We start from the raw sequence: 12019 nt of genomic DNA, 5'->3' as shown, positions 1-12019 counted from the left end.
TTTGAATGAAATGGGAACGTTCCCGGTTTGGGGCGAGGATCACAAAATGGCAAAAAATGGTCAACTTCTAATCAGGGAGTCAGGAAAGTTTGCTGGGCACCACCAGGCGGCGGATCCCTTGTTCGCCGCTGAGCTGCGCCAGCAGCTGCTGCGCGGCCAGCAGGCCGGCGCTGCCGTAGCCGAACTCCACCGACAGAGTGTCGGGGAACAAGAAGCTGAGCAGCGGGGTGTTGCCGATGGCGCACACCTGAATGGCGCGCGCCGGCTGCTGCTGCAGGTACTTGATCGCGCCGAGGGCGATGCTGTCGGAGGCGCAGATCAGCGCGCTGGTGTGCGCATCGATCACTTCGGCGGCGTGCTGGAAACCGCTCTGGTAACTCAGCTCGCCCAGCGTGGCGCGCGGCGTGAGCGTGAGGCGTTCACAGGCGTCGAGATAGGCCTGGTAGCGGCGCTGGCCGGTGGTGGCGTCGCTGAGCTGCACCCCCAGATAGCCGATATGCCGATGCCCCTGCCGGTACAGACGATCCATCAACAGGTTCACCGCGCCGGCGTCGTCGTAGCAGACGGACGAGAAGCCGTCGTATTCGCGCACCATCACCACCATTTTTTCCTGCCACGGTTTGAGCATCGCTGCGGTCAGGCCGGTGAAGCCGAACAGGATCACGCCGTCGACGTTGCGCTGGCGCAGTACGTGCAGATGCTCCTGCACCAGGCGGGTTTCGAACTGGCTCTCCATCACGATCGGGTCGAAGCCCTGTTGGTACAGCAGCGGCAGCATGGTGCGCACCGCCTGGTTCTCCGACGGCGAATCGAGACGGGAAACGATGATGCCCACCACTTTGTCGCTTTGGCCGCGCATGGCGCGCGCCGACTTGGAGGGGGTAAACCCTTGCTGACGGATCACCGCTTCCACCCGTTCGCGGGTCTGCGGGCTCACGCTGCCTTCATTGTTCAACACGCGTGAGACGGTGGATTTGCCTACGCCGCTCAGGCGCGCGATGTCCTTGATGGTCAGCCGGTTTTGCATGGTTTACTTTTCGTTGAGGTGGACAGGCGTAACATAATGGCCTGTAAAACAATGCCCGTCAGCATAGCTCATTTTCCCACGCGGATCTTGATGCAAAACGGGATTGTTGCACTGCGCTGAACGGCCGCTCCTGCCGCTCTGTTTTTCCCTTTACCGGAGGTTATACCCCATATGGACCCCGACCCGACTGCTTTAGACACTCACTCGGTTCTCCGGTAAAACCTCTCCGCCTGGCGCTGCTGTTTTACCGGTGAAGTACATCACGGTAACCGGTAGCGCGCGCTTCGTCGTTCGCTCCTGCTGCTGAAAAAAAGAATAAGGATCTGCGTTGGCAGAGGCTTTTTGGCGCATCCGCCATTCGCCCGGCCGATGACGATCCCCGTTTACCCGCTGCCGTGAGGCACCGGGCGACGAGGTGCGAACCATGAAACTGAAAAAACTCCCCCGTCAGCTGCTGGGCCTGTTCGCCCGCGGCCTCCCGCGCCGTTTGGTGCGCCGCGACAGCCTGCTGGACGGCGTCAGCGGCGCTGCGCGCGATATGCCGGCCGGCCTGGCGCAGCAGCGGCTGGAATGCGCCGCCGCAGAGACAATGCAGCTGTTTGAGCGTTTTCACAGCCACCCGGAAGGCATCACTGCCCATGAGGCGGAGCAGGTGCGCCGGCGCTGCGGCGAGAACGTCATCGACGATCAGCAGAAAGAGGCCTGGTGGCAACACCTCTGGCACTGCTACCGCAACCCGTTCAACCTGCTGCTGACCGCGCTCGGCATGATCTCTTACGCCACCGAAGATCTCACCGGCGCGTTGGTGATCGCGCTGATGGTGCTGATCTCCACGCTGCTGAACTTCATCCAGGAGGCGCGCTCCAACCGGGCGGCCGACGCGCTGAAAGCGATGGTGAGCAACACCGCCACGGTGATCCGCAGCGATGCGCTCACCGGCAGGAGCGAGCATGTGGAGCTGCCGATCGCGCAGCTGGTGCCGGGCGACATCATCAAGCTGGCGGCCGGCGACATGATCCCGGCGGATCTGCGCGTGCTGTCGGCCAAGGATCTGTTCATCAGCCAGGCGGCGCTGACCGGCGAATCGCTGCCGGTGGAAAAATCCGCAGCGCCGCAGTTGCCGGCGGCCGATCCGCTCGACTGCCGGAACCTGTGCTTCATGGGCACCAATGTGGTCAGCGGCACCGCGCTGGCGATGGTGATCGGCACCGGCGGCAGCACCTATTTCGGCCAGCTGGCGCAGCGCGTCACCAGCCAGGATGAACAGCCGAACGCCTTCCAGAGCGGCATCAGCAAGGTCAGCTGGCTGCTGATCCGCTTTATGCTGGTGATGACGCCGATCGTGCTGCTGATCAACGGCTACACCAAGGGCGACTGGTGGGAAGCGGCGCTGTTCGCGCTGTCGGTGGCGGTCGGGCTGACGCCGGAAATGCTGCCGATGATCGTCACCTCGACGCTGGCCAAAGGGGCGGTGAAACTGTCGCGCCAGAAGGTGATCGTCAAACGGCTGGACGCCATCCAGAACTTCGGCGCCATGGACATTCTGTGCACCGACAAGACCGGCACCCTGACCCAGGACAAGATCGTGCTGGAGCGCCACACCGATGCGTTCGGCGCCGGCAGCGAGCGGGTATTGCGCTACGCCTGGCTGAACAGCTTCTACCAGACCGGGCTGAAAAACCTGCTCGACGTGGCGGTGCTGAGCTGCGCGGAGCAGAATCGGCAGCCGGAGGCGCTGCAAAACTACCGCAAGGTGGATGAGATCCCGTTCGATTTCGTGCGCCGCCGCATGTCGGTGGTGGTGGCCAAAGACAACGAGTATCACGAGCTGGTGTGCAAGGGTGCGCTGGAAGAGATGCTGGCGATTTGCAGCCACGTGCGCCACGAAGACGAGGTGATCCCGCTCAGCGCGGCGTTGCTGGCGCGCATTCGCCGCATCACCGACGATCTCAACCAGCAGGGGTTGCGGGTGGTGGCGGTGGCCAACAAGATCCTGCCGGCGCAAACCCATGAATACGGCGTGGCGGATGAATCGGATCTGATCCTCGAAGGCTACGTCGCCTTCCTCGATCCGCCGAAGGAAAGCACCGCACCGGCGCTGGCTGCGCTGAAACAGAACGGCGTCACGGTGAAGATCCTCACCGGCGACAACGAGCTGGTGGCGGCCAAAGTGTGCCGAGACGTCGGGCTCGAGGCCGATCATCTGCTGCGCGGCAGCGAGATCGAGCAGATGGACGACGAGCAGCTGGCGCAGGCGGCGGCGCGCACCACGGTGTTCGCCAAGCTGACGCCGCTGCACAAGGAGCGCATCGTCAAACTGCTGCGCCGCCAGGGGCACGTGGTAGGCTTTATGGGCGACGGCATCAATGACGCGCCGGCGCTGCGCGCGGCCGATATCGGCATCTCCGTCGATTCGGCGGTGGACATCGCCAAGGAAGCGGCGGACATCATCCTGCTGGAAAAAAGCCTGATGGTGCTGGAGCAGGGGGTAATCGAAGGGCGCCGCACCTTCGCCAACATGCTGAAATACATTAAGATGACCGCCAGCTCCAACTTCGGCAACGTGTTCAGCGTGCTGATCGCCAGCGCCTTCCTGCCGTTCCTGCCGATGTTGCCGCTGCACCTGTTGATTCAGAACCTGATGTACGACATCTCGCAGATCGCCATCCCGTTCGATAACGTCGACGACGATCAGATCACCCAGCCGCAGCGCTGGAACTCCGCCGATCTGGGGCGGTTTATGGTGTTCTTTGGGCCGATCAGTTCGATCTTCGACGTGCTGACCTTCAGCCTGATGTGGTGGGTATTCAAGGCTAACACGCCGGAAATGCAGACGCTGTTCCAGTCCGGCTGGTTCGTGGAAGGGCTGCTGTCGCAAACGCTGATCGTGCACATGATCCGCACGCGCAAAATTCCGTTTATCCAGAGCCGCCCGTCCTGGCCGCTGTGCATCATGACGCTGGCGGTGATCGCCACCGGCATCGGCCTGGTGTTCTCGCCGCTGGCCGGCTTCCTGCAGCTGCAGGCGCTGCCGCTCGCCTACTTCCCGTGGCTGGTGCTGATCCTCGCCGGTTACATGGTGCTGACCCAGTGCGTGAAAGGCTGGTTCGTGCGCCGCTACGGCTGGCAATAACCCGTTCGCCCCCTCCGGCCGGGAGGGGGCAACTGTGATCCCGTCCGCTTTTTCACCGCAACGGTTGGACATCTGTTCTGTGCTGAGTCTTTATCTACAGCGTTGGCTGTTTTCCCCTGCGCCTTTCAAGCCACCGCGTTGTTGGCTGTACGCCCGCCCCCCAGTTACTTAGCAGACCTAAGCGCCTGGGGATGCGGGCGCTTGCCACCTAGCGGTGGTTTGAAATTCATTGGGGATATTTTGTTTTTTCCTCTGAGGAATTTCCGATGCACAGACCTTTCCGTTATACGCTACTGGCTTCATCGTTATGGTTTTCTTGCGGCGCGCTGGCGCAGCCGGCGGGTGATTTGCCGCTGATGCCCTGGCCGCAGCAGGTTGAAGTAACGCAACCGGCGGGCAAACTGATTTTGGATCACCGGCTGTCGTTAAGCCTCCGGGGCGATGATTTGGGCGACGCGCTGCCGCGCTGGCGCCAGCGCATCGAACTGCAGACCGGCTGGACGCTGGCGCCGAGGGAAGAAGCAAACGGCGCGGCGATCAAGGTGGTGATCAAGGAGCGGGTGGCGGCGCAGCCGCTGCCGGGCAGCGATGAGAGTTACCGGCTGGCGGTCACGCCGCAGGGCGCCACGCTGACCGCCAACACCCGCTTCGGCGCGCTGCGCGGCATGGAGACCCTGCTGCAACTGCTGCAGACCGACGGGCAAAACACTTTCCTGCCATTGGTGGATATTCGCGACGTGCCGCGTTTTCCGTGGCGCGGCGTGCTGCTGGATTCGGCGCGCCATTTCCTGCCGCTGCCGGACATTCTGCGCCAGCTTGACGGCATGGCGGCGGCCAAGCTCAACGTATTCCACTGGCACCTGACCGACGATCAGGGCTGGCGCTTCGCCTCCGAGCATTACCCCAAATTGCAGCAGCAGGCCAGCGACGGCCTGTTTTACACCCGTGAGCAAATGCGGCAGGTGGTGGCTTACGCCACGGCGCGCGGCATTCGCGTGGTGCCGGAGATAGACATGCCGGGGCACGCCTCCAGCATCGCGGTGGCCTATCCCGAGCTGATGAGCGCGCCGGGGCCGTATCGCATGGAGCGCGAGTGGGGCGTGCATAAGCCGACGCTAGACCCGACCCGCGACGAGGTTTATCAGTTTGTCGACACGATCGTCGGTGAATTGGCACAGATCTTCCCCGATCCCTACCTGCACATCGGCGGTGACGAAGTGGACGCCAGCCAGTGGCGGGCGTCGCCGTCGATACAGGCGTTTATGCAGCAGAACGGGCTGGCGGATACCCATGCGCTGCAGGCCTACTTCAACCAGAAGCTGGAAAAGATCCTCGAGAATCACCAGCGGCAGATGGTCGGCTGGGACGAGATCTATCACCCGTCGCTGCCGCGCTCGATCGTCATCCAGTCCTGGCAGGGTCAAGACTCGCTGGGCGCCAGCGCGCAGGATGGCTATCAGGGCATTCTCTCCACCGGTTTCTATCTCGATCAGCCACAAAGCACCGCCTATCACTACCGCAATGAAATTCTGCCGCAGCCGCTGGGGGTCGAGACGGCGGTGCAGCCCGGCGAGCAGGCGCAAAGCTGGCGTTTCAGCATGCCGCGCCTGAAGGGCAGCGCGGTGGAAGGCAGCTTCACGCTGATCGAGGGCAAGCAGGGTTGGCGCGGCTTTATCGATTTCAACGGCAAGTCGCGCCGCGCGGTGCACGACATCGTCTGGCGCACGCCGCAGCAGGTGACGTTCCGCGTCGATACCTGGATGGGCGACACACGGCCGGTGTTTACGCTGCAACAGGACAAGCTCAGCGGCTATACGCTGGTCGGCAACGTGCGTTACCCCACCAGCGGCGACAAGCTGGCGGCGGCGCCGGCGGGCAAGATGCCGGTGGTGCCGGACGAGAAGGGGCAGGCCAACATTCTCGGCGGCGAAGCGGCGCTGTGGGCGGAAAACGTGCGCGCGCCGCTGCTCGATCTCAAGCTGTGGCCGCGCGCCTTCGCGGTGGCGGAGCGGCTGTGGTCGGCGCAGGACGTCACCGATGAAAGCAACATGTACCGGCGGCTGGCGGCGATCGACGCCTGGTCGGTGGTGTCGGTCGGCCTGCAGCAGCACGTGGAAACGGCGCGCGAATTCACCCGCCTGAGCAACAGCGTGCAGATCGCGCCGCTGCAGATCCTGGCCGAGGCGGTGGAACCGGCGCAGTATTACACCCGCCAGCACCTGAAGTTCCAGGCCGGCAACTATCACCAGTTCGAACCGCTGAACCGCTTTGCCGATGCGCTGCCGCCGGAAAGTGGCGCGGTGCGCGAGATGCATGTGCAGGTCGCGGCTTTGCTGAAGGATAAGCGCGATAAGGCGGCGGCGCAGGCGCTGCGCGAACGGTTGCAGCGCTGGCAGGCGAACGGTGCGGCGCTGCAGACGGCGATCGCGGGCAACCGTGCGCTGCGGGAGCTGGCGCCGGTGGCGCAGGACGTCGATGCCCTGGCCGCATTGGGCTTAACGCTGCTGGAGCGCCATCAGCAGGACAAACCGCTGAGCCGAGCAGAGGCCGAACAAGCGCAGCGCCGGCTGGATGCGGCGGCGCAGACGCGCGACGAAGTGGTGATTGCGGCGGTGTACCCGCTGGAGGCATTGCTGCGGGGGCTCCAGCCGCAATGAAGCGGACGGGCTCGTGTGAGCCCGGATCCCTACAGCTGCAGCGGCGGCAACTGGGTAAAAATGCTGACCAGCCCTTCGCCCCAGCCCTTGCGGATGGCGCTGAAGTACGGATGATCTTCGGTAATGCGGTATTGCCGGGCATGACTGAAGCTGTCGCGCGGGTAGATCATCACGTCGAGCGGCAGCCCGACGGACAGGTTGCTGCGTAAGGTTGAATCCAGTGAAATCAGCGCGCATTGCATCGCTTGTTCCAGCGGCGTGTCGTAGTGCAGTACCCGGTCGATGATCGGTTTGCCGTATTTGCTTTCGCCTATCTGAAAATAGGGCGTGTCGCGGGTGGCTTCGATAAAATTGCCTTGCGGGTAGATATGGAACAGCCGCATCTCTTCCCCGCTAATTTGGCCGCCGAGCAGCAGGTTGCAGCTGAAGTCGGTGGTGCTGCCGCTTTGCTGCGCCTCACTGTCGCGCTGGATCACCTCGCGCACCGTTTCCCCCACCAGCGTGGCGGCGTCGTAGAGGCTGGGAGCGTTGAGCAGGTTGGGGCGTTCGGCGTCCTTGCTGCGGTGCAACAGCAAACTGATGATGCTCTGAGTGGTCGCCAGGTTGCCGGCGCTTTGCAGCACCAGCGTGCGATCGCCGTCCTGTTGGAACACGTGCAGTTTGCGGAAGGTGGAAATATGATCCACCCCGGCGTTGGTGCGCGAATCGGACGCAAAGACCAGCCCGGACGACAAACGCATGGCCACACAGTAGGTCATACTACAATCCCTCAAAACAAGACCGGCACGCCGCCAACGCGCAGCGTGCCCGAAACATTTGCCATCGGCAAGCGGCTACTGGCCGGTTGGCATCATTTGTACGGCGGCGATGGCGCTCATGTCTTCGCAGCCGCCGCCCAACCGCATGCCGCGCACCGGGCAGGCGTCCAGATAATCGATGCCAACCGCCAGCTTAAGGTGCTGATTTGGCATGCGCGTATTGTTGGTCACGTCGAAGCTGTGCCAGCGTTCCTCCACCCACACTTCCGCCCAGGCATGGGTGGCGACATGGGTCGAGTCTTCGCTGTACAGGTAGCCGCTGACGTAGCGCGCCGGGATGTTCAGGCTGCGGCAGCAGCTCAGGAAGACATGCGTATGATCCTGACACACGCCGCTGCCGGCGGCGAACGCCTCGGCGGCGCTGTCGGTCACGCGCGTGGAGCCTGGGCTGTAAGGCATCTTCAGCAGCAGCTCGCCCATCAGATGTTCCAGGCCGCTCAGCACCGCCTGCGGTTGGTGATAACGCAGGGCGAAGGCCTGAATGGCGTCATCGGGCTGGGTCAGCGGGCTATGGCGCAGAAATACCAGCGGCGACAGATGCCCGAGCGCCCGATCTTCGACGCCGTCTTCAATTTCCACTTCCCCGAGCACCCGAATGGTGATGGCCTGATGCGGTTCATCGAGCGTCAGCACGTGCAATACGTTGCCGAAGGCGTCGGTGGTGCGCACCGCGTCATCCGGCAACGACAGTTGCCAGGAGAGGATGCGCTGATGCGGCGAATCCTGCGGCGTCAGCCGCAGATATTGGGTGCTGCGCTGCACCGGCTGGGCGTAGCGATAATGGGTGTTGTGCTCAATATTCAGTTTCATTGCGCCTCCAGATAAGTGTGATGGATGCTTTCGGCGATGCCGTTCACCTGGCCGAGAAAGGCGCTCAACCACTCGCCCAGGCCGATCTTGTTCAGGTCCTTCATGCTGCTGAAGCGCAGCTCGGCATGCAGGGTGTGCGCCAGACGTCGCGGTTGGTTGGCGCCGCCGCCGATCAGTTCCAATTGCTGCACCATGTCGCCGACGCAGGCCAGCAGTGAACGCGGGATTTCATTGCGCAGAATCATCAGTTCGGCGATGGTCTCGCGGCTCAACGGCTGCTTGTAGATGCTGTGGTAGGCTTCGCGCGCGCTCACCGCCCGCAGCAGCGTGTCCATGCGGTAATATTCGCGCACCGGGTCGCCGTCGATGTCCATCAGCGTGTTCTTCACCTCCAGCAGACGGGCGGTGCCGTCGGCCCGCTCCAGCAGGGTGCCGAGACGGATAAAGCGCATGGCGTCGCTGCGCAGCAGCGTGCCGAACATGGCGCCGCGAAACAGATGGGCGCGCTCCTTCACCCAGTCGAAGAAGGCATCGGCACCCACCGAGCCGATGCCCTGGCGGCGGATCAGTTTCATCTCTATCCAGGTGGCGTTGATGCACTCCCAGACTTCGGACGACAGGCTGCCGCGCACCGCGTGGGCGTTGTTCCAGCCCATTTGCAGGCAGCTGAAGATGCTGCTGTGGTTGCGGTTGTCGAGCGCGAAGAAACTGACCAGATTCGGCATCGTCAATTCCGGGTAGGCGGCGGCATACAGCTGGCCGGTGCCGGTCAGATTGAGCGGCACCTGCAGATCCTGATCGCCGCCGTCGCGGATCGGCATCATCGACAGCTTGTTGGTGACGTCCAGCACCCGGGCGATGCTTTCCGCCCGCTCCAGATAGCGGGCCATCCAATAGAGTTCACTGGCGGTGCGGCTCAGCATAGGTCGTCCTCCAATACCCAGGTGTCCTTGGTGCCGCCGCCCTGCGACGAGTTCACCACCAGCGAACCTTCCGCCAACGCCACCCGGGTCAGGCCGCCGGGCACCAGGCGGATCTCCGCGCCGCTGAGGGCGAATGGCCGCAGATCGATATGCCGCGGCGCCAGACCGTCGTTGACGAAGGTCGGGCAGGTGGACAGCGCCAGCGTGTTTTGCGCAATGTAATTCTGCGGGCGAGACAGCAGCAGAGCGCGGAAGCGGGCGAGCTCGTCCTTGCTCGCCGTGGGGCCGATCAACATGCCGTAGCCGCCGGCGCCGTGCACCTCTTTCACGACCATCTGTTCGAGGTTGGCCAGCACATACGACAGTTCGTTTTTATGTCGGCACTGCCAGGTTGGCACGTTGTTGAGGATCGGTTCCTCTTGCAGGTAGAAGCGCACCATATCCGGCACGTAGGGGTAGATCGATTTGTCGTCGGCCACGCCGGTGCCGATGGCGTTGGCCAGCACCACATTGCCGGCGCGATACACCGACAGCAGCCCCGGTACGCCGAGCATCGAGTCCGGCCGAAACGCCAGCGGATCGAGGAAGGCGTCGTCCACCCGACGATAGATCACGTCCACTTTGCACGGCCCGGCGGTGGTGCGCATGAACACCGCGCCGTCCTTGACGAACAGATCGGCGCTTTCGACCAGCTCCACCCCCATCTGCTGCGCCAGGAAACTGTGCTCAAAATAGGCGCTGTTGAAGCGGCCTGGCGTCAGCACTACCACGGTGGGATCGTTGATGGGCGAGCTTTCGCGCAGCGTTTGCAGCAGGTGCGACGGGTAGCGCTCCACCGGTGCGATGCGTTGCCGGGCGAACAGTTCCGGATAGAGACGCATCATCATTTTGCGGTTTTCCAGCATGTAAGAGACGCCGGACGGGGTGCGCAAGTTATCTTCCAGCACATAGTATTGGCCATCGCTGTTGCGGACCATGTCCACGCCGACGATATGCGCATAGATATCGCGATGCAGATCAACGCCTTGCATACAGGGTTGATACTGATCGTTGGCCAGTACCTGCTCCGCCGGAATGAGGCCGGCCTTCAGAATATGCTGCTGGTGGTAAATGTCATGCAGGAAGGCATTGAGCGCCAGTACGCGCTGGCGAATGCCGCGATCGAGCATCGCCCATTCGGCGGCCGGAATAATGCGCGGCACGCTGTCGAACGGGATCAACCGCTCGGCGCCGTCATCGTCGCCGTAGACGTTGAAGGTGATGCCCACCCGGTGAAACAGCAGCGCAGCCTCTTCCCGCTTGCGTTGCACGGCCTGGTGATCGGCCTGCTGCAGCCATTGCCAGTAGGCGTCGTAGTGGCCACGGTGTTTTCCCTCAGCCAGAAGCATCTCATCAAAAAACGGTGAAGCGGAAAGATTGATATTCAGCATCGTCACCTCGTCGACATTGCAGGCTGTCAATCAATCGAGCATAAAACGTGCCAAGGCGATAACGGGCGAAAATGGCGCAGAACGGGGCTGCCGCGGCGAAAAACGCCCGTTTGCGGTGCAGGTGCGGCGTGACGACGCCTTAATATAGGGCGAAATGGCGGTGGCGGTGAGCGCTGAAGGCGCAGGGACGGCAGGCTGTCGGGGCAGAGCAGAAATAAAAACGGCCAGCCGAAGCTGGCCGTCATTCGCGTGCGCGTCGATTAACGACGCACGGCGATGGCTTCGATTTCGATCTTCACGTCTTTCGGCAGACGCGCCACTTCCACGCAGGAGCGGGCCGGGAACGGCGCGCTGTGTTCGGTGAAGAAGGCTTCGTACGCGGCGTTGACGGTGGCGAAGTCGTTCAGGTCTTTCACGAACACGGTGGTTTTCACGATGTCGGCAACGCTCAGGCCGGCGGCTTCGACGATCGCCTTGACGTTTTCCAGCGACTGGCGCGCCTGAGCGGCGACGTCGTCGGCGACGGCGCCGGTTTTCGGATCGACCGGGATCTGGCCGGAAGTGATGATCATGCTGCCCAGATCAACGCCCTGCACGTAAGGACCAATGGCTGCCGGGGCGAGTTCAGTGCTGATGTTACGTGACATGTTTTCTCCTGATAAACGAGGATTGTTCTATCCAGAAATCCCATTATAGGGCGTCACCGGGAGAATAACAGCGCCATCTCCCGGCACCCATACCGGGCTTAGTCGGCCTGCAGCACCACCTGGTGCTCGAACTCTTTTTCGCAGTAGCGGCACTTCAGGTGCACTTCGCCGCCGCGCGATTTGACGCTGAAGCTCGACGCCACTGGCTCGCTGCGGCTGATGCAGTTGCCATTCGGGCAGGTCAGCACGCCGTCGATGTGGTCCGGCAGGCTAAGGGTCAGTTTGCGCACCACTTCATAGTTGTCGATGCGGTTCACCGTGGCCTTCGGCGCGTACATCGCCAGCTGGTTGGCCTGCTGCTCGGTCAGGAAGGTGTTCTCGATCTTGATCAGATCCTTGCGGCCCAGCTCGTTGGAAGGCAGGTTCAGGCCGATGGTGATGCGCTGGTCGGTGGCGGTCAGCTTGAACAGCGTCAGCAGTTTGAAACCGATCTGCGCCGGAATGTGGTCGATCACCGTGCCGCATTTGATCGCTTCGACCTGCAGTTTGTTGTCGTGAGTCATGGCGGTTCCCC

The 12019-nt window shown here is 62.8% G+C and carries 9 protein-coding genes; 2 read left to right on the top strand and 7 right to left on the bottom strand.

From position 1 onward, the window contains the following. Positions 1-79 precede the first annotated feature (79 nt). Positions 80-1027 carry a trehalose operon repressor TreR gene (gene treR, locus L085_RS01710; protein WP_015376450.1) on the bottom strand — a complete coding sequence of 316 codons (948 nt, stop codon included), beginning with the start codon at positions 1025-1027 and terminating at the stop codon, positions 80-82. 424 nt (positions 1028-1451) lie between these two features. On the opposite strand from treR, the gene mgtA reads away from it, so the two are divergent. Both mgtA and L085_RS01700 read left to right on the top strand, forming a co-directional pair. After that, positions 1452-4160: a magnesium-translocating P-type ATPase gene (gene mgtA / locus L085_RS01705; protein WP_044029837.1), complete on the top strand. Its 2709-nt coding sequence runs from the start codon at positions 1452-1454 to the stop codon at positions 4158-4160. Positions 4161-4426: 266 nt separating this feature from the next. Further along, the gene (locus L085_RS01700; protein ID WP_044029836.1) at positions 4427-6817 is read left to right on the top strand and encodes a family 20 glycosylhydrolase; all 2391 of its coding nucleotides are present in this window, start codon (positions 4427-4429) and stop codon (positions 6815-6817) included. A 29-nt stretch (positions 6818-6846) separates the two neighbouring features. Here L085_RS01700 and L085_RS01695 read toward each other — a convergent pair whose 3' ends face one another. The 6 genes from L085_RS01695 to pyrI all read right to left on the bottom strand — a co-directional run bounded on the left by L085_RS01695 (position 6847) and on the right by pyrI (position 12008). Beyond that, complete coding sequence (locus L085_RS01695; RefSeq protein ID WP_015376453.1) at positions 6847-7575, bottom strand: proteasome-type protease; 729 nt, start codon at positions 7573-7575, stop codon at positions 6847-6849. 75 nt (positions 7576-7650) lie between these two features. Beyond that, a complete protein-coding gene (locus L085_RS01690) occupies positions 7651-8445 on the bottom strand; it encodes a transglutaminase family protein (protein WP_004933384.1) in 795 nt (264 codons plus the stop codon). Continuing rightward, entirely contained in the window at positions 8442-9368 is a 927-nt protein-coding gene (locus L085_RS01685) for an alpha-E domain-containing protein (RefSeq protein ID WP_004933382.1), read from the bottom strand. Before L085_RS01685 ends, L085_RS01690 begins: the two co-directional genes overlap by 4 nt. Continuing rightward, the gene (locus L085_RS01680) at positions 9362-10798 is read right to left on the bottom strand and encodes a circularly permuted type 2 ATP-grasp protein (protein ID WP_044029835.1); all 1437 of its coding nucleotides are present in this window, start codon (positions 10796-10798) and stop codon (positions 9362-9364) included. The genes L085_RS01685 and L085_RS01680 overlap by 7 nt, the downstream gene beginning before the upstream one ends. 260 nt (positions 10799-11058) lie before the next feature. Next, complete coding sequence (gene ridA / locus L085_RS01675) at positions 11059-11445, bottom strand: 2-iminobutanoate/2-iminopropanoate deaminase (RefSeq protein WP_015376455.1); 387 nt, start codon at positions 11443-11445, stop codon at positions 11059-11061. A gap of 98 nt (positions 11446-11543) precedes the next feature. After that, positions 11544-12008, bottom strand: coding sequence for an aspartate carbamoyltransferase regulatory subunit (gene pyrI / locus L085_RS01670; protein ID WP_004933377.1), 465 nt, complete (start codon positions 12006-12008; stop codon positions 11544-11546). Positions 12009-12019: the final 11 nt, after the last annotated feature.

The organism is Serratia sp. FS14, from assembly GCF_000695995.1.
In the GTDB taxonomy this organism is placed as follows: domain Bacteria; phylum Pseudomonadota; class Gammaproteobacteria; order Enterobacterales; family Enterobacteriaceae; genus Serratia; species Serratia nematodiphila.
This window is presented reverse-complemented; position numbering and strand designations above follow the sequence as displayed.

Coding starts and splice junctions, on each gene's coding strand:
- L085_RS01680 (WP_044029835.1), bottom strand. CDS start 10,798: ATGCTGAATATCAATCTTTCCGCTTCACCGTTTTTTGATGAGATGCTT.
- pyrI (WP_004933377.1), bottom strand. CDS start 12,008: ATGACTCACGACAACAAACTGCAGGTCGAAGCGATCAAATGCGGCACG.
- mgtA (WP_044029837.1), top strand. CDS start 1,452: ATGAAACTGAAAAAACTCCCCCGTCAGCTGCTGGGCCTGTTCGCCCGC.
- L085_RS01695 (WP_015376453.1), bottom strand. CDS start 7,575: ATGACCTACTGTGTGGCCATGCGTTTGTCGTCCGGGCTGGTCTTTGCG.
- ridA (WP_015376455.1), bottom strand. CDS start 11,445: ATGTCACGTAACATCAGCACTGAACTCGCCCCGGCAGCCATTGGTCCT.
- L085_RS01700 (WP_044029836.1), top strand. CDS start 4,427: ATGCACAGACCTTTCCGTTATACGCTACTGGCTTCATCGTTATGGTTT.
- L085_RS01690 (WP_004933384.1), bottom strand. CDS start 8,445: ATGAAACTGAATATTGAGCACAACACCCATTATCGCTACGCCCAGCCG.
- L085_RS01685 (WP_004933382.1), bottom strand. CDS start 9,368: ATGCTGAGCCGCACCGCCAGTGAACTCTATTGGATGGCCCGCTATCTG.
- treR (WP_015376450.1), bottom strand. CDS start 1,027: ATGCAAAACCGGCTGACCATCAAGGACATCGCGCGCCTGAGCGGCGTA.